Here is an 18,754-nt window from a genome sequence, read left to right on the forward strand (position 1 = left end):
CCTAATTATATGTCCACAAGACGAAATTTTATAAAAACTACAGGTTTAGCCAGCACAGCTCTAGCGGCAACCTCCTCAGCATTTGGAGCAACAGTGATTGGTAGTAAAAAAAATCCAGACCGTTTGTTGAACGAGACTGATACCATTTTAGGTCATGGCGACTACCAATACAAGCTTACCAAAAACTGGGCGCAAATTAGTGCTACAAGAATTCCACTGCTTAATTGCCATGAGATGGTTATGGATAGTAAAGGAAGGCTAATTATGGTAGGGGACCATCCACAGAATAATATTTTAATTTTTGATAAATCCGGTAAGTTATTAGACTATTGGGGCACTGCCTATCAAGGAGGGCACGGGCTAACCTTGCATGATGAAGGCGGGGAAGACATGTTGTACATTACCGATTCTGGTTGGGCGTTAGGGAAAGGCAATCAAATGGTAAAACACAACGGACGTGTAGCTAAGACTACAGTAGACGGTAGAGTTTTGTTTGATATTGGCCACCCGATGACTATAGGTGTGTACACACCAGAGGAATCATTTTGCCCTACGGAAACCGCTATTGGCCCCAATGGAGATATCTATGTGGCAGACGGTTATGGGGAGAGCCGAATTATCCAATACGACAGTAATGGTAGGTACATTCGTCATTGGGGCGGAGCAAACCATCCAGACCCCAATTACCGGTTGGTTAGTGCACACGGTGTGGCTATTGACTATAGAGAAAAAGGAAACCCAATGGTGGTTGCTACCTCTAGAACAGAACAATGTTTTAAGTACTATACCTTAGACGGTAAATACATAAAAACGGTAGCCATGCCCAATATGCAGGTATGTAGAGCTGTTTTTGATGATGATAATTTATACGCAGGTGTGTGTTGGTCGCAGCCTAAGGTTGGGAAAACCAATTGGAAAGACCATACCGGTTTTGTTACTATTATGGAAGGAGATAAGGTAGTGTCTAATCCAGGAGGCACGGCACCAGAATATAAGAATGGCGTTTTGCAAAAAAGCTATCAGCTAGAAGAAAAACCCATATTACATGGGCATGATGTGTGTGTAGATGAAGATAAAAATTTGTACATCTGCCAATGGAATGCCAACCACTCTGCGCCCTATAAACTGGAGCGTATTTAACCAAGAATTTTAGCATGCAAGAAGTTTCAGATTTTGTATTATTTCTAGGGAGATTTCATCCCTTGGTGGTGCATTTGCCTATTGGGTTTTTACTATTCGCCCTAATCTTAGAAGTCACAGAACGCTTTACCAAAAACAAAGCATTGTCCGCCGCAGTACCTATTGCCTTACTAGCAGGTACGCTAAGTGCTTTAATGGCCTGTGTTTTGGGGTATATGTTGTCTTTAAGTGGAGATTATGACCAAGATATGCTTAACGGACATTTGTGGTTTGGTGTTTTTACTACCCTAGTTGCTTTTTTCGCTTGGCTCGTAAAGACCAATAAACTACCTGTAAAGGCCTTACAAAAGGCGAAACCCAATATGGCGCTTTTAACCGTAATGGTTGTTTTATTGAGCGTTACCGGCCACTACGGGGGTAATTTAACGCATGGCGAGGAATATCTGGTAAAATATGCGCCCTTTAGAGTCAAAGAAGAGCCCTTGCCAGAACTGGCAAAGTTAGAAGATGCAAGCGTGTATCCTTATTTGGTACAGCCCGTGTTTGAAGCCAAGTGTGTGAGCTGCCACAATGCCTCTAAGAAAAAAGGAGGATTGGCCATGCATACGTTTGATGCTTTGCAAACCGGGGGAGAAGGTGGCCCAGTACTAGTGGCAGGCAATTTGGAGCAGTCCGAATTATTTAAACGCATATCCTTACCAGAACATCATGATGATTTTATGCCGCCAGAAGGCAAAACACCATTAACAGAGGAAGAAATGACCTTGGTTAAGTTTTGGATAGAAAGCGGACAAGGGAATCAAGAAGCTACGCTAGGCAGTGTAGAGGTGCCAGAAGAGGTGATGCAAATTGCAGAACGTAAATTAGGATTTGCAGCGGAAGGAGCAGAAGGGCATGGGGGTACAGAAAGTTTACCAACTGCTGCGCCATTTGCACTGGAAAAATTAAACGAACTCAAAGTCAAAGGGTTTGGGGTGCGCGAATTGGTAGATGGTTCTGGCATGTTAGAAATAACCTTAGAAGACCATACCATTACGCCCGCAAATGTAGCGGCGTGGGAAAAAGATTTTACGTTGCTAACCGACATAGGTACCAACATATTATGGCTAGATTTAGGCGGTAATACCCTTTCTGATGCCATGATACAAGGAATAGCCCAATTTAAAAATATAAGAAAGTTGGTTTTAGATAATACCAGCATTACAGATGCGCAAGTGCAGCAATTGGCAACGCTTAAGCAGTTACAATCGCTGAATATCTATAATACCAACGTAAGTAATAAGGTGTTGCCTAGTTTGGTGCAAATGCCGCAGTTAAAAAAGGTATATGTATGGCGTACGAGCATCACCCCAGAAGCGCTTACGGCATTAGATGTAGAGAGTACCTTAGAGGTAATTACAGGGGCGTAGCTGTTTAGTTATGAGGCTATGGTTAAAAGTTATAAAAATAGTAGCCTATTTGGGTGCTAGTAAGTATTAACAAGTACGGAACTAGGTATAAACTAGCGCCAGCGGGTGGTATAGTTTTTTTGTTACAATCCAGAAATTTTATAAATTTTAGAACATATCATGGAAATATTAAGTAATAGTCTAAAGTGAATTCCGTTTATAATAGTGTCTTCGATTTTACTTAATTTATATTCAATCTTGTCTTCAGGATTCATTATTTTAATATTATTTGCCCCTTGAATTGATTGAATGTAACATTCTTCAAAAAATTTGTTTAGTATTTTTGCATCGTATTCCACATTGTGGGCAATTGAATTCCTCAATCTGTTCAATAATTTTAATAAGCGATAAAGTTGTGCATTTCCATTTTCAAATAGTCCAAGTAACCTTGCGATTTCTAATTTATTTGAATACGTAAATCGTACTTTTTTAAAATTGACTTTCTTTTTTGCGAATTCATTTATTAAATATTGAAGTGCCAATTCAGTCATTAAATGACCTTTCAAAATAAGGTTGTCCATGTCTTTACAATCTAAAAGATGGTCAACATATAAATCAATTCTTGATGTTTTTTCTTTATCTGTACTCATTTTTCAAATTAGTCGCAACGACATGATTTATAGATAGTTGTGTGTAAATTAACGATTAATTTTCTGTTGAGACACAAGCCAGATTTTTAAATTTTAATATTTATCTTACTTTTTAAAGTAGTCAAATTTAGAAATTTGGCGATTTTGCAAATAGCCCTAAACTTTGAGTTAAACAACTGATTAGAAATTAGCTATACACGTTGTTGGTAACTAGCTTTTAACTCAATTGTTCGCAATATTTTTTATTTACAACTCTATCTCTCATTTTTGCTTTGTCGTTAAAATTCCGAGATATATTTCTAACGATATCACTGTAGTTATCAACTTCGTTCTCTTTTTGATGATAAAAAAGTTTTATTGATGCGCAATTATTGTGTTCAAACATTGTATTTAAAAGTGTTCTATCCGATATACCACAAGAGTGTCCCAAAATGAATATTTGGAAGTTCCCGCTATTAATAAATTCTAAAAGTTGTTTGTAATTATCTGATTCTAAATAGTTAATTGATTTAATATTCTCTAAATATCTATTATCGTTGAGTTCCTCTATTGATTTATAGTCATTATCAATTTCGTCTCCAAATCCGAAAATAATGGGGTTTTTATCTAATCTATTCGTAGTTCCGTGAATGTGATTAAACTTTGGTATTGTATATTTCGTTTCTGTTAAATTATAAAATCTTTTTGGGTCTTGATAAAGTAACTCCGTAAATGTATAGTTGAAATTTAAGAGAAGTGTTTGGTCAGGAATCAAATCAAAGTAGTTAATGGCTGATTCCGATAGAAGCATCTTTTTAATTTCGCTTTGATGGTCTCTTTTTCCAAGCCTTTTAATAATATTTCTTTGATATTCACTTATTTCGTCAATCGAAATATGATTAGCTTGTACTGCAGTAATATTTTGTTTTAAAGCGTTATACTCCAATTCAGCTCTACGATTTACTGCATCTTCTGAAAAATCTTTTAGTTTGAATGGTGAATATATTTTATTCCCTATTGTAGTTTTGATTCTTAATATTTTGGAATCTATATTTTCTTCAAATTCTTTTTCTATTCGAGTTAAATATTGTTGTAGTAAGTCCTTTACGCGTTTAAAATCCGAATTTAATTCTGAAATGTCATAGCTTTTAGTGCTTGTTGAATTTTGATAAGAGTGTTTTAGTAGCGTGTAATATTCATTCTCAACATCAACCCAATTATTTAGGTATGATTTATCGGTTATCTCTTTTAAAAATCGATTTTTAAATTCAAGTTTTGAATTCCGGTAGTTTTTTATCCCAATTTCCAAATCTTGAAAAGTATTTCCGGTTATAAATTTGGATGGCGAAACATTTACTTTTATCTCATCATTCTCAAACGGTCTGCCAAGTGCAGTTTCTTGGATTTCGTGAATAGTCCTACTCCAATAGTCAGACAAAAAATGATTGTAACTGGTTTTCATTCCGTGAGCCAAATCAAAGCCGTTTCCAATAAGTACTATTCTATTCATTTACCATTTTCGGTTTTTACGGATGTTTGTTAGCTTGTAGTCAAGGGTTTAGCTATGAACAGTACGGGAGCAAACTTGCGTTTGCTTTCCGCCACGCACTTAGCGAAATCTTTTGGTTTTGTTTTTTCTTTTTTTGTGTCAAAGCGAAATCCCAAAGATTTCGCGACCTCATAAAAATACGTAAACCCTGCGATTGAGCCCTAAGCCCGTATTGTTTATAGGTTGTGTTGTAAACAGTTTTATACTCCAATTAATTCTCGAAATTTAACTGCTAAATTCAGTCTTAAATCTCTTAATTCTATTTCTGCTTTTTTCTCAGCGTCCATCCACAATTCCAAAGAGCCCTGACCTTCAGGAAATCTAAATCCAGTACCGTCATTTTCATATTTAGACTTGTTTTTGGCATGTATCATCTGTTCAATGATACTTTTGTAATAGTCAAGGGCATTTGAAATTTGCCCACATAATTTATCGGAGAAATAGATTCTATTTTTCTCTAGCCTATTAAAGGTCTCATGATATTTTTTAATTGCGTCATCATGTCGTGTTTTATCTTTTGCCCATTCTGAACCTTGAAATAAACTTGTCATAATCACAAGTTTCTGTTCTAATTCATACAGGTCTTGATAGAGTAATTTAATTATTTCTCCTCTTTCAGTATGAAGACTTGAAAATCGTATTTGATGTTCTGCTTTTGATATTTCGAGTTGACTTTTATGATTCTCGATTAGGATATCGGAGCTTTTAGTTAAAATTAATTTACCTAAATAAACCACTATACCTGCTATTGTTAATCCTCCGATTGAAAATTTTAATATTTCTTCAACTATATCCATTCAAATTATCACTTAGAGTTTTTATTCAAGTTCATCTATAATCTTAATAATACTTACTGCACTAATTGCACTAATAACACATAGTTCTGCAAAATGCCTTTCAGCGTCTAATTTGTGTGTTGTTGAATTCATTAAATCAATTGAGTCACTAACGAATTCCATTGACGATTCAGCCACTTTTCTCAATACCTTATTTTTCTTGCCTTTAAGCTCAAAAGAAATATATGTGTTTAATTGATTTTTAAATTTTCCATTATTCAACTCAATAGTTGGGTCATCTGCTTTGTGTAAATCAGTTTTAAAAACAGCTCTAGCTAATTTGTCCATTAGAGTCCTTGCTGTATTTCCAATGCTTTGATAATCAATGGAATCTAAGCTTCTTTCTAGTATTTCTATGAGTTTTTGTTGAATTGTATTTATCTCCTCCCATTTTGTGTATATTGGTTTTACTTCAGTTGATAAAAGTTCCAGTTTTTGGTAATCTGGCAATAATTTAAGTTCAGGAACCTCTAATTCAGAAGAATCATTAATTCTTTTTCTAATAATTTCCTCAACATCCTTTTTCATACCATAATACTTAGAATAAATATCAGGTGTAAGATATATTTTAAGATTATAAGCATTCGGGAAATGATGATTGTTAAAATGTTTTTCAAAGTCGAAGAAAGAATGATTTATTATTTCAAGCATATAAGTCTCTGATTTCCGTTTCGAAATCTGTTTTAAAACATATTTGATTTTCGGAACTATAGGAGCTTCTTCTTTCATTTAAGATTTGGTTGGTCTAAGTTGTTTACAACAAATGTATATCCGTCATTAGACGGAAAGCCATCCTTATTATTAATTAATTATTTCCAAATGCAAATACTTGGGTTGGGGGAAGATTATGGGATAAATATACCTAATTATTACCTACAAAAGTTACCATTTGGGTTAGCGGTTAGGTGTAAGTTATGAACAATAAAGATGTAGCAGTTTGTACTTGCCCTGAGTCAGCAAAAAAAATCGTTGTTTTAAATTTTATTCGGTTTACCAACAACCAACAACCAACAACCAACAACCAACAACCAACAACCACTAACGATTAACGCAAAAGCTTTCTACCATGTTCTTTTCTATACACAGTAGGGGTTGCTTGGTATTGCGTCTTAAATTTTTTAAAGAAAAAGGGTAGCGTTTCATACCCGCATTTAAAGGCAATGTCTGCTACAGTGAAATCCGTATCCACCAACATTTTAGCGGCAAGATTAATACGGTATTCATTTAAATAGGTAAAAAAGGAACGGCCCATCATCTTTTTAAAAAATCGGGAAAAGGCTTGTTCCGATAAATTCAACAAAGTAGCAATTTCCCTTAACTGTATTTGCTTGTGGTAATTAGCAGCTACAAAATCGTGCACTTTGGCAATACGGTTGTTATGTTTCCAAGGCATTTCTTTGGTAAATTTTGCGGAAGACAGGGGGGTACAGCTGGCCTTACTTAAGTCAAATAAAACCTGTAGCAATTGCAAGTATTGCGCTGTTCCTTTAAGTTTTGGTAAGGTTTGTAGTAGTGGTAAAACTTGGGCAGTGGCAGTAGCAGAAAATAATAGCCCATGACTCGCAGCTTGCAATAAGGCTCTTATGGGTTGTAATTCTGGTATAGCCGTAAAGATGCTGGTATTCCATTGTACTACAATAGACGCACTTTTTACATTCTCCTGCGCATGATTCTTCCAACAATGCGGCAAATTGGTGTTGAGTAATACCAATTCGCCCGGAACATAATTACTAACATGGTCGCCTATAAACTTGGTACCTTCACTAGAGGTAATATAGGTAAGCTCGCATTGCGGATGTATGTGCCAAGGCGCATCAAAATGAGAACCTTCATAAGTGTAAGCAAGGATGTTGCTATTGTCGGGAAACGGAATAGCTTCTAACTGTGGTTTCAAAAGCGAAAGTATTTTCTATTTTGTCTGTAAAAATAATTTATTTCATTAAAAATAGACAGAATAGATTGGTATTATGCGTTTTTACGCTAATTAAGAAGCTAATATTATTTAGATTTTTGTGATTATCCTTAGTGTTCTATTATCAAATTGGTAATAACCAACAGGGTAAAACCATAATATAGCAATTAATTCTAGTAAAAATGGGAGTGAGCGATTTTCCAGATGCGTTTAAAGATACGAGAGAAGCTAAAGGGGTATGCCCGTTTAATGATCAAAATGACCCCGTAGCCATGTTGCTTCGGTTTAAAGATGTGAGAAAATCGGCGCACGATTACAAATCTTTTATTTCTGGGGCGCAACCGGGGCGTATTGTAGTACCTTCAGAAGTAAATATTAGAGATACCCGCCAAATTCCGTTTGAGGTAGACCCACCAGAACATACGGAATACCGTGCATTGGTAGAAGATTGGTTTAAAAGACCTTTAGATGCAGCTTATGAAGCAGGTTTAGAGGCTATTGTGGCTAAGGAATTGGACCGTGTATTGGCCAAAGGTAAGATAGAAGCAATTGCAGAACTGTCTTTACCCATACAATCTAGAGCGTTGACCTTGTTGTTGAACATACCTAGGGAGGAAGCTGAAACTTGGATTTCTTGGGGAACCCACGTTTTCCGTAGTGAGGATAGCGATTTAGATGGAGACAAAGCCGCCATTTTGTACGATTATATAGATGCCGAAATAGATAAAGTTATCGCCAATCCTGATGACAGTTTGTATGGTGTTTTGTTACAATCAGAATACCAAGGAAGAAAGATGACTAAGGAGGAAGTAAAAGGAGTGCTCATACTCACTTTTGCTGGGGGTAGAGATACCGTAATTAATTACCTCACCAATACCATGGCGTATTTGGCAGAGCATCCAGAGGCGATAGCACAGTTAAGGGATAATCCAGAATTGGTGAACACAGCAATAGAGGAGCTGGTGCGTTATTTTTCGCCCTTAACACACATGGGGCGCGTGGTGGCTCAAGAGAAAGAAGTAAGTGGCCATGTGGCTAAGGAAGATACTCGTGTAAGCCTGTGTTGGGCTTCTGCCAATAGAGACGAGGCCGTTTTTGAAAACCCGAATGAGGTAGTGTTAGACCGTAAGCTGAATCCACATGTGGCTTTTGGTTTTGGTACCCACAAGTGTTTGGGAGCTACCCATGCCAGACAACTTATGAAAGTGTTTTTACGGGTGTTTACGCAGAAAGTAGCAAAATTAACTGTGGTGAATGCGGTAGAAAATATAGAAGACTGGGGCGAACACCAACGCAAGGTCGGTTTTGATAGTTTAGAAATTGAATTAAATCCAAAAATATAATGGCAAAAATAACATACATCACTAAAGGCGGAGAAAGCTTGGTCTATGAGGCAAATTCTGGAAGTTTAATGGAACTAGCGGTAAAGAATAAGGTACCAGGAATTGATGGTGATTGCGGGGGCGTTTGCTCTTGTGCTACTTGCCACGTACATGTGGCTCCTGCGTATTACGAAAAGTTAGAAGCGCCTTCAGAAATAGAAGCAGATATGTTGGAGTTTGATGATAATGTTAACGAATACAGTCGTTTGTGCTGTCAAATTCCCGTTACAGATGCTATAGACGGCATCACCGTAGAGGTCGCTAATTAAATGGACATGGATACCAATACTAAAACCTGTGTTATTGTAGGTGCTAGTCACGCTGGGGCTAACTGCGCTATGGAATTACGTAAACAAGGTTGGGAAGGTACCATTGTACTCATAGATGCTGATGAAAATTTACCTTACCATAGACCTCCTTTATCTAAGGCGTATTTATCCTTAACGGATGGGAGCGCGTTTAACCCATTATTTGCTGCAGAGCGATACGAGGAAGAAAACATTACCCTAGCCCTTGGCGTTTCCGTTACCAGTGTAGATGCTACTACCCAAACTTTAGAATTGAGTAACGGCACCAGCATACAGTATGATGCTTTGGTTTTAGCAACAGGGGCATCTGCATTTGTACCGCCTATAGCAGGAATTAACGCTTCTTCTGATGTTCATGTGTTACGGAGTGCCAAAGATGCTTTAGCTATACAAGCTGGTTTTAAAAATGCTAGGAACAAAAACATTGTTGTAATCGGTGGAGGCTATATTGGTTTAGAAACTGCGGCTTCTTTGAAAAAATTGGGCGGAAATGTGACCGTATTGGAACGCGAAGAACGTTTGTTAGCTCGTGTTGCACCAGCAGTGTTGGCTAGTTTTTTTCAAGAGTTACATACTGCAAATGGTGTAATGATTAAAACAGGGGTTTCTGCGCAAGAAATTAAACAAACCAAAGACGGCACTACCGTAATGGGTACGGATGGCGTCGCCTATCCAGCGGACTTAATTTTAGTGGGTGTCGGAGTTAGACCTAATATAGCTTTAGCAACGCAATTGGGAGTAAAGCTAGACAATGGTATTACGGTAAATGAGCAACTGCAAACATCTCTAGCTAATGTGTATGCTTTAGGAGATGTAGCGCAATTTCATCATCCTAGATACCAAAAATGGATGCGCTTAGAGAGCGTGCAAAATGCGGTAGACCAAGCAAAAGCTGTTGCGGCAAATATAGTGGGTAACACTACTATTTACGATGCTTTGCCATGGTTTTGGTCAGACCAATATCATATTAAACTACAAATGGTAGGCCTATCACAAGGGTATACAGACTTAGTAGTTAGAACGGAAGAAGATAAAGAAGACTGTTTTTCTATCTGGTATTTTAAGGACGATGCCTTACTGGCAGTAGATGCTGTGAACAATGGAAAAGCTTTTGTGCTGGGAACAAAATTTATTAAAAACAATACAGTGGTAGACAAGGAAAAATTAGCAGATGCTAGCATTCCTTTTAAACCAAATACCCTTATAAAAACTACAACGAATGTCGATTAAAGCTAAAACTGCTGTTGCCACCGGCGATGGTAAATTTATAATAGATACGGTAACGGTAGCGGAGCCACAAGCAGATGAGGTTTTGGTGAAAATTAAGGCGGCTGGGCTTTGCCATACCGATTATGATTCGCTCTCATGGGGTAAACCCATTGTTATGGGGCATGAGGGAGCAGGCATTGTAGAAACCGTAGGTGCTGCAGTAAAAGATTTTGCTGTGGGAGACCAAGTAATTCTGAATTGGGCTACGCCTTGTATGCATTGTTTTCAGTGTGAAGAAGGTAATCAGCATATTTGCGAGAATAATTCGCCCGTAGTGGCAGGAGGTAACGGTCACACCCCTGGTCATGCACATTTAGAAGGTACGCAATGGCAGGGAAAAGCTATTGAGCGTTCTTTTAACTTAGGAACTTTGAGTGAATATGCTCTAGTAAAGGCATCGGCATTGGTAAAAGTATCGGAAGAAAACTTAAATTTTTCCGCAGCAGCTATTGTTAGTTGTGGTGTAATGACGGGCTACGGCTCGGTAGTAAATGCCGCAGAATTAGCTGCTGGTAGTACAGCGGTTGTACTGGGTTGTGGCGGAGTAGGCCTTAACGTAATTAATGCATGCGCTATTTCTGGAGCCAATAGAATCATCGCCATAGACATCAACCCAAATAAATTAGAATTGGCCAAGCAGTTTGGGGCAACAGACGTAATCTTAGCAGATAAGAAGGATACAGGCTTAAACCAGGCAGCTAAAGAGATGGAAAAATTACTAGGCGGTAGGTTAGCCGATTATGCGTTTGAGTGTACTGCAATTCCCGCTTTAGGGGCAGCACCCTTAGCCATGGTTAGGAATGCTGGTACCGCAGTGCAAGTAAGTGGTATAGAAGAAGAAATTACTATTGACATGCGTTTGTTTGAGTGGGATAAGATTTACATGAATCCCTTGTACGGTAAGTGTAGGCCACAAATAGATTTTCCTAAGTTGATGGGATTGTATAAGAAGGGCGATTTACTTCTAGATCAAATGATAACCAAAGAATACCAACTAGACCAATTGGAGGAAGCTTTTGACGATATGTTGAAAGGAAAAAATGCCAAAGGCGTAGTTGTTTTTGATTGATAGTTAAAAATTATGCAAGGTTCCTTTAGAACAATAGAATTGTCCGATGCTCCCTACGAATTTGATGGATTACGTTTTTTAACCGTAAAAACACCAAATTTAAAGGGTAGGGGAGATATCTGTCTGTATGTGCCAAAAACAGACCAACCGCTAACGGATTTGCCCATATACATTTTGTTGCACGGGGTTTATGGTAGCGCTTGGATTTGGGCATTAAAAGGCGGTGCACACAAAACCGCGGAGGAATTGATGCAGCGTAAACAGATAGAACCTGCTATAATCGCTATGCCTTCAGATGGGTTATGGGGCGACGGTTCTGCCTATTTCGCACATCATCAGAAAGATTTTGCACGTTGGATAGTAGAAGACGTGCCCCTTGCAATAAAAGAAAATATTCCAGAAGCGAGTGCCAAAAGCAAGCTATGTATAGGAGGCTTATCTATGGGGGGCTATGGCGCCTTGTGGTTGGGGAGTAATTATCCAGATAAATTCAGTGCTATAGCAGCGCATAGTGCTATTACGTGCTTAGAAGAAATGAAGCTGTTTGTAGAAGAGCCCTTAACCGACTACACTCAAGAAGCGGAGACACCCAATGTAATCGATGTAATAAAGGCCAATCAAACTAAAATGCCACCCCTGCGTTTTGATTGTGGTGTAGAAGATGAGTTGATAGCAGGGAACAGATTATTACATCAACAACTACAAGACCTGAATTTTAAGCATACTTACGAAGAATTTCCTGGGAGTCACCAATGGGAATATTGGCAGACCCATGTACGGAAAACCTATCAGTTTTTTAATGCATCACTGACCCAAAACTAATCGCGGTAAAAACAGCGTTATTTCTGGGAAGAGGGTAACCAGCGTCAACAGTAAAAAGCTAATGCCCAAATAGGGTAAGTTTGCCTTGCTCACCTTTTCTAAGGGTACTTTTCCTATTCCAGAAGCTACAAATAAACAAATGCCTAGTGGCGGTGTGGTTAACCCGATAATTAGGTTTAGTAAAGCAATGATTGCAAAATGGATGGGGTCTACATCTACGCTAAGGGCAACTTTTAATAGGATAGGAAATAAAATAAGTAAAGCTGCTATAGTCTCCATAAACGTCCCCACAAGAATAAGCAAAAGGTTTATCAATAATAAAACCACGTATTTATTGTCAGAAAACCCAAGAATGGTACTAGAAATTTCGTGTGGTATTTTCTCAGAAACCAAAATGTAACCAAATAGGTTTGCAAAACCTATCAACACCATTAGGCTGGCAGAGGTTTTCATCGCATCTAAAACAACGGCTATGGTCTTTTTAAAACTGAGCTGTTTGTAGACCAAGGCACCTACCAAATACGCATATAAGACGGCTATTATAGAAGCTTCAGTGGGTGTAAATACCCCGCCAATAATTCCAAACAAAATGATAAAGGTCATGAGTAAGGACCAAAACGTATCTACAAAACCTTTAGCAATGGTTTTAAAAGAACTGCGTGCATACTTAGGATATTTTCTTCGTTTTGCAATGTAATAGGTAAAGGCCAGCATAGCTATACCCAACAATAATCCCGGTAGTGCCCCAGCTAAAAACAATTTACCTACAGATAAGCCACTTAATGTTGCCGCGATAATCATAGGAACACTTGGTGGAATGATAGGTCCTACGGTGGAAGAAGAGGCGGTAACAGCGCAAGCAAAATCAGCATCGTACCCTTCTTTTTTCATAGCAGGTATCATAATAGAACCAATACTAGCCGTATCACTAATAGCGGTGCCAGAAATACCAGCAAAGAGCATGGAAGAACCTATGTTGGCCAAAGCTAAACCTCCTGGCACGTGACCAATTACATGGTTGCAAAATTGAATGATTTTAGAGGTTAATCCACCCTGATTCATTAAGTTACCGGCAATAATAAAGCCTGGAATACTTAAGAGTACAAATACGTCTATACCCGAGTACATTTTCATGGGCATAACAATTAAATCTGTGCCATTACAAATAAGAAACACAAAGCAAGAAATACCTAGTGAAAAGGCTATGGGAAACCGCATTACCAAGCAAAAAATAAAGACGACTATTAGTATCCAAATCATGTGGTCAAAGTTTTGTTTTTAAATGGATGTTGTTGAACCAAATGCACCAAAATGGATAAGCCCATAATAGCAACACCGCTAAATGAAATTGCCATTTTGTATTTTAAACTCGGTGAGGTCTCTGCCATTCCCATCCATACAAATTCTAAGGCGTAAAAAGTAAAAACCAGAAAAAAGAAAGTTACACTTAACCATATGGCTAGCCGAAGGTTTTGCTGCCATCTGTCTGGTAGTTTATGGAATAAAAATCCAAAATCAACATAGTAATTACCTCTAATAGCAAGACCAGAAGCAAATGCAATGGCGTAAATAAAAGCTACTCGTGCTGCTTCTTCGGTCCAAGAGGGTGCTTTTTCCAAGAAGAATCGTCCATAAATCTGTACCAGCGTTAAGACTATAAAAAGAAAGGTGCTACTTACGGTGCCCCATTTTATGATTTTACGGGTATAAAATAATAGGCGTTTCATTCTAAATCTTTTCTGATGGTTTGGTATAGCTCTTGCATTTCTGGCGATAAAGTTTGGTAAATGGCACTACCACATTTTTCTATAAAAGCAGCATTGTCTACGGTTATGAATTCCATGCCTTTGGCTTCTAACTCTGCGCGAATCTTTTTCTCATTTTCTAAAAACAACTGTTGGTGGTAGCTAATCATTTCTTCTGCGGTGCTTAGAAAAATTTCTTGCAGTTCTGGGCTTAATTTAGAAAGTGATTTTTTTCCAATAACAGGGTAGGTCCAACTTACAACATGGTTGGTGAGGTTTACATATTTTTGAACTTCATAAAATCCAGAAACCTTAATCAAAGCAAGTGGGTTTTCTTGAGCGTCTATGGTTCCTTGTTGCAAAGACGTAAAAACCTCAGAAAATGCCATTGGCGTAGTTTTAGCTCCTAATGCATCCCAAGCGGTCACAAAAGAGGGGACATTAGGCACTCTTAGGATTAAGCCTTTTAAATCATCCGGGTTTTTAATGGGTGTATTGGTAGTCAACTGGCGTACTCCGGCTTGGAAATACCCCAAAGGGACCAATCCAGTTTTTTGCTCCATTTCCCGAGCTATACGTTCCCCTAAGAGCCCTTCCATTAAAACTTCTACCTGTTCTGGGGTTTGTAAGAGAAAAGGCATTTCGCAGAAGGTCATAATTTCTGTCCAATTACTTAATAAAGAACTGGTGGTAGTCATGTCTAATACCCCTGCTTGTATCATGCGTATGGCCTCTACTTCTTTTGCCAGTTGTTCTGAAGGAAAAAGGTGTAGTTGCAACCTGCCTTCCGAGTTTTCGGCTAATCGTTCACCAAAAAAAGCTAGAGCTTTGTACCAAGAATGGTCTTCATTCACTAGTAAACTAGCTTTAAGGATTATGGGTTCATCTTTTGTTGTGGAGCAGCCTAAAAAGAGAACTCCAAAGACCAAAACGGCGAGTTGCCGCATGATGTCAAGTTTCATAAGGTAGCAGTTGGTTTGCAGTTAAATTTCATCTTAAAATACGAATTAAATAGCTGCCGACTGTGTTTTGAGTTTAGAACAAATGGTTTTGTCTAGACCTTAAACTGAACAAAAGCTCACTTTTAGTAGCTTATTCTTTTCTCTAAAGCAATCAATACCGTAGTTTCTAGTATGGAGTAAGAACCTGTTACTACAGTAGCCTAAAGAAATTGTTGAGAGTGTTGTCAGTTTTTGTCTAGTAGTGTTCAACAGAATTTTAAACCAAGTTGAATAATTTGTTCCTTGAATAAATGACTAAACATGTATAATCAAAAAATTGCCTACCGAGCTCTTCTTGGTGCTTTGGTACTGGTATTGGGTATTGGTTGTAAAAATCAGCCAAAACAAACGAGCCTAACAGATCCCTTCTGGGAAGATAAAACACAAACGACGCTTTTAGACTTTGAAATTGCCAGTTTGGATAGCACTTTTGTAACTACAGATGCAGCTATTGCTTTAACCACAGAAAAAGGAGTAACTAAAGGAGAAAAAGCCTTGCGTTTATCTTTTAATGGTGATGCTAAGTCCCCCGGAGTAGCATACACTCCCAAACACCCTATAGATGCTTCTAGTTTTACCAACTATGCCTTAGTATTTGATGTAACCAATACTACTCCAGATTATTCTGTACAATTATTTGTGAGTGTAGTTAATGATAAGGGAATTAGCCTTAATCGTTCTTCTGTCGTAGGTATAGGTGCTACCAATACCTTCTTTTTTGAACTAGCTGGTGAATACGTTGCCAAAGATGTTGGTTTAAGGGATAATCCGCATCCATTCAATAATGCCTCTAATCATATGAAAATTCAAGGTTTAAAAAGGGATGTCGATTTTTCTAAAATTGCAAGTATTTCCTTTTATGCATCACATACGATAGATGATAAAGAAATAGTGATAGATAACGTTAGGTTGGTAGAGACCCCACCCGTTGCAGACGATTATTTAGTTGGCATCATTGATAAATATGGGCAAAATGCAAAGTTAGATTTTGAAGGTAAAATAACCAGTGACGCTCAACTTAAAGAACTAGCAGATGCAGAGTTAAAGCAGTTAGCAGAAGAAGGGACTATGCCTGGTAGAAGTAAGTTTGGAGGTTGGGCAGAGGGTCCAAAGTATGATGCCACCGGCTATTTTAGAACACAAAAAATAGGTAATAAGTGGGCTTTAATAGATCCAGAGGGTTATATTTTCTTTTCTCATGGTATTGCTAATGTACGGATGGCCAATACGACTTCTTTTACGGGAGTCGATTTTAAAAACGATTCCATCCGCTATAGGGATCCAGAAGATGTAACCCCAGAAGATTCTAGAGGTATGGTTAAATTAAGTAAGGCTGTAACTAGTACGGCTTATGATGCATACCCTTGGCGTAAAAAAATGTTTTTAGATTTACCTTCTTATGATGATCCCTTAGCTAATAACTATAGTTACAGAAGAGAACAGCATATTGGTCCTTTTGAGCATGGAGAAACCTATAGCCATTACCAAGCTAATTTAGAACGCCGGTATGGAGAGCCAACCCCAGAATACCACAGAGAAAAGTGGCTAGACGTTACTTTAGACCGATTTTTGAATTGGGGTTTTACCTCTTTTGGTAACTGGGCGGCATACGAGTTTTATGAAAAGAATAGAATGCCCTACTTTGCTAATGGATGGATAATTGGTGATTTTAAAACCGTAAAAAGTGGATTGGATTATTGGGGACCTATGCCGGATGTGTTTGACCCAGAATTTGCAAGACGTACCAAGGTAACGGTAGACGTTATCGCCAAGGAAGTAAAGAATAATCCTTGGTGTGTTGGGATTTTTATTGATAACGAAAAGAGCTGGGGTGTACCAGGGACCGTTGTAGGGACGTACGGCATTGTGGTACATGCATTACAATTTAATGCTAAGGAACACCCTATTAAGGAAAAGTTTGTGGCAATCTTAAAAGAAAAACATGGTAGTATTGAAGCGTTAAATAAAGCTTGGGAAACAGAAATACCGAGTTGGCAAGCCTTTGAGCATGGTGTAGATTTTAAAGAAAGACCACATTTTTCTGATGCCATGGTAGCCGATTTTTCTACACTGTTAGAAACGTACGCTACTAAATATTTTGAGACAGTACATAATGAATTGGAAAAAGTATTGCCCAACCATTTGTATATGGGGTGCCGTTTTGCTACTTGGGGTATGAGTGAAGAAGTGCGTAATGCTGCCATTAAATACGTAGATGTTTTTAGCTACAATTATTACCATGAAGCCTTGAGTGAAAATTATTGGAAATTTTTAGAAGAAATAGACCGTCCCAGTTTAATTGGGGAATTCCATATAGGTACGGAAACTACAGGTTTATTCCATCCAGGATTAGTGCATGCAGTAGATCATGAAGACCGTGCAAAAATGTATAAGAAGTACATGGAAACCGTAATTGCTAATCCGTATTTTGTGGGTGCACATTGGTTTCAATACTTAGATTCCCCAACCTCTGGGAGAGCACATGATGGTGAGAATTACAATGTTGGCTTTGTAAGCATCACCGATGTTCCTTACCCTTCTATGGTAAAAGCCACTAAAGAAATTAATAGTTCCCTGTATACTACACGATACGGGTTTGTAAAACAGCAATAAATACTAAAAATATGAAGTTAAATCCCCTTGTAATAGCCCTATTTGCTTTATGGGTACTTACGGCATCCAATTGTAGTTCTAGTAGTGATGATGCTCCTAATCCGGAGCCAGACACAGAAACGGTAAACCCTGACCCAGAACCAGATTTAGACCCAGAAGAAGAGGAGTCCAGTAATGATGATTACAGTAAAATTCCTGTGCCTGCAGACCCTGGAGTGGGTAAAGTATGGGAGTTTCAATCATTTTCAGATGATTTTGAATATGAAGCACCAGCAGATGCTAAAGGCGATGCTTTCTTTGCTAATTGGGACGACTTTTACCACAATGCATGGACCGGGCCTGGCTTAACAGAATGGCGTAGAGATTTTCCGTTTGTGAGTGATGGATTGTTACAAATACCCGCCAAACGTAAAGCAGGTTCTGATAAAATAAATACCGGCTGTATTACCCATAAAACCAGAGTGCAATACCCTGTTTATGCAGAGGCACGTGCTAAAATTATGAATTCAGTTTTAGCAAATGGTATTTGGATGTTGAGTCCGGATGATACTCAGGAAATTGATATGATGGAAGCCTATGGTGCAGATTACTCAGAAAGTGCACAGGCGAGTCATACATGGTTTGCTGAGCGTATGCATATTAGTCACCACGTATTTATAAGAGACCCTTTCCAAGATTACCAGCCAAAAGATGCAGGTTCTTGGTATACAGATGGTACTACAAAATGGCGAGAAGATTTTCATACCTATGGGGTGTATTGGAGAGATCCATGGCATTTGGAGTATTATATTGATGGAGAATTGGTACGTACGGTTTCTGGGAAAGATATGATAGATCCTTTGTTTTATACCAATGAAACCAATCCTGGTGATTCTTCTACCGATACACGTACTGGATTGAGTAAAGAAATGGATATAATAATTGATGTAGAGGACCAAGACTGGCGTTCTAGTCCAGCATCTGGTTTACAATCCGATACCTATACCCCCACAGATAGTGAGTTGGCAGATGAAGATGGACATACTTTAAAGGTAGATTGGATACGAATTTTTAAGCCTGTAGAACAATAGGTAAGTTTTGAGTTAGTTTAG

Annotated in this window: 17 protein-coding genes; 9 read left to right on the forward strand and 8 right to left on the reverse strand. The window is 38.2% G+C overall.

All coding sequences use genetic code 11. The annotated features are described in order from the left end of the window. Positions 1-9: 9 nt before the first annotated feature. Together HCO57_RS01350 and HCO57_RS01355 are read left to right on the forward strand one after the other, a co-directional pair. A complete protein-coding gene (locus HCO57_RS01350) occupies positions 10-1,140 on the forward strand; it encodes a 6-bladed beta-propeller (RefSeq protein WP_167987500.1) in 1,131 nt (376 codons plus the stop codon). Between the two features lie 14 nt (positions 1,141-1,154). Further along, positions 1,155-2,549, forward strand: a complete 1,395-nt coding sequence (locus HCO57_RS01355; RefSeq protein WP_167987501.1) for a c-type cytochrome domain-containing protein — start codon at positions 1,155-1,157, stop codon at positions 2,547-2,549. A gap of 122 nt (positions 2,550-2,671) precedes the next feature. Here the strand turns inward: HCO57_RS01355 and HCO57_RS01360 are convergent, their stop codons facing one another. From HCO57_RS01360 to HCO57_RS01380, 5 genes are all read right to left on the reverse strand, one after another. After that, positions 2,672-3,178: a hypothetical protein gene (locus tag HCO57_RS01360; RefSeq protein ID WP_167987502.1), complete on the reverse strand. Its 507-nt coding sequence runs from the start codon at positions 3,176-3,178 to the stop codon at positions 2,672-2,674. A gap of 217 nt (positions 3,179-3,395) precedes the next feature. Next, positions 3,396-4,667 (reverse strand): AbiH family protein, encoded by a 1,272-nt coding sequence (locus HCO57_RS01365; protein ID WP_167987503.1) that lies wholly within the window; start codon positions 4,665-4,667, stop codon positions 3,396-3,398. Positions 4,668-4,906: 239 nt separating this feature from the next. Then, positions 4,907-5,503 (reverse strand): hypothetical protein, encoded by a 597-nt coding sequence (locus HCO57_RS01370; RefSeq protein WP_167987504.1) that lies wholly within the window; start codon positions 5,501-5,503, stop codon positions 4,907-4,909. A gap of 21 nt (positions 5,504-5,524) precedes the next feature. Further along, a complete protein-coding gene (locus tag HCO57_RS01375; protein ID WP_167987505.1) occupies positions 5,525-6,271 on the reverse strand; it encodes a hypothetical protein in 747 nt (248 codons plus the stop codon). A gap of 316 nt (positions 6,272-6,587) precedes the next feature. After that, entirely contained in the window at positions 6,588-7,436 is an 849-nt protein-coding gene (locus HCO57_RS01380) for an AraC family transcriptional regulator (RefSeq protein WP_167987506.1), read from the reverse strand. 200 nt (positions 7,437-7,636) lie between these two features. Between HCO57_RS01380 and HCO57_RS01385 the strand changes: the two genes are divergently transcribed. The 5 genes from HCO57_RS01385 to HCO57_RS01405 are packed head-to-tail and all read left to right on the forward strand — an operon-like array spanning position 7,637 to position 12,304. Then, on the forward strand, positions 7,637-8,797 hold the full coding sequence (locus HCO57_RS01385; protein ID WP_167987507.1) for a cytochrome P450: 1,161 nt from the start codon (positions 7,637-7,639) through the stop codon (positions 8,795-8,797). Next, entirely contained in the window at positions 8,797-9,105 is a 309-nt protein-coding gene (locus tag HCO57_RS01390) for a 2Fe-2S iron-sulfur cluster-binding protein (RefSeq protein ID WP_167987508.1), read from the forward strand. The genes HCO57_RS01385 and HCO57_RS01390 overlap by 1 nt, the downstream gene beginning before the upstream one ends. Before the next feature lie 6 nt (positions 9,106-9,111). Then, positions 9,112-10,374, forward strand: coding sequence for an NAD(P)/FAD-dependent oxidoreductase (locus tag HCO57_RS01395; RefSeq protein ID WP_167987509.1), 1,263 nt, complete (start codon positions 9,112-9,114; stop codon positions 10,372-10,374). Beyond that, positions 10,364-11,482, forward strand: coding sequence for a Zn-dependent alcohol dehydrogenase (locus HCO57_RS01400; protein WP_167987510.1), 1,119 nt, complete (start codon positions 10,364-10,366; stop codon positions 11,480-11,482). Before HCO57_RS01395 ends, HCO57_RS01400 begins: the two co-directional genes overlap by 11 nt. Positions 11,483-11,494: 12 nt before the next feature. Beyond that, positions 11,495-12,304 carry an alpha/beta hydrolase gene (locus tag HCO57_RS01405; RefSeq protein ID WP_167987511.1) on the forward strand — a complete coding sequence of 270 codons (810 nt, stop codon included), beginning with the start codon at positions 11,495-11,497 and terminating at the stop codon, positions 12,302-12,304. Here HCO57_RS01405 and HCO57_RS01410 read toward each other — a convergent pair. Genes HCO57_RS01410 through HCO57_RS01420 form a run of 3 tightly spaced genes read right to left on the reverse strand, consistent with a single transcriptional unit; the run spans position 12,287 to position 15,011 of the window. After that, complete coding sequence (locus tag HCO57_RS01410; RefSeq protein WP_167987512.1) at positions 12,287-13,564, reverse strand: TRAP transporter large permease; 1,278 nt, start codon at positions 13,562-13,564, stop codon at positions 12,287-12,289. The genes HCO57_RS01405 and HCO57_RS01410 overlap by 18 nt on opposite strands. Further along, entirely contained in the window at positions 13,561-14,031 is a 471-nt protein-coding gene (locus HCO57_RS01415) for a TRAP transporter small permease (protein WP_167987513.1), read from the reverse strand. The genes HCO57_RS01410 and HCO57_RS01415 overlap by 4 nt, the downstream gene beginning before the upstream one ends. After that, entirely contained in the window at positions 14,028-15,011 is a 984-nt protein-coding gene (locus HCO57_RS01420; RefSeq protein ID WP_209065935.1) for a TRAP transporter substrate-binding protein, read from the reverse strand. Before HCO57_RS01420 ends, HCO57_RS01415 begins: the two co-directional genes overlap by 4 nt. 300 nt (positions 15,012-15,311) lie before the next feature. Between HCO57_RS01420 and HCO57_RS01425 the strand changes: the two genes are divergently transcribed. Beyond that, positions 15,312-17,663: a beta-agarase gene (locus tag HCO57_RS01425; protein ID WP_167987514.1), complete on the forward strand. Its 2,352-nt coding sequence runs from the start codon at positions 15,312-15,314 to the stop codon at positions 17,661-17,663. 11 nt (positions 17,664-17,674) lie between these two features. Then, entirely contained in the window at positions 17,675-18,733 is a 1,059-nt protein-coding gene (locus HCO57_RS01430; protein ID WP_167987515.1) for a family 16 glycosylhydrolase, read from the forward strand. Positions 18,734-18,754 lie beyond the last annotated feature (21 nt).

It is taken from the genome of Croceivirga sp. JEA036, from assembly GCF_011882165.1.
GTDB lineage: Bacteria > Bacteroidota > Bacteroidia > Flavobacteriales > Flavobacteriaceae > Croceivirga.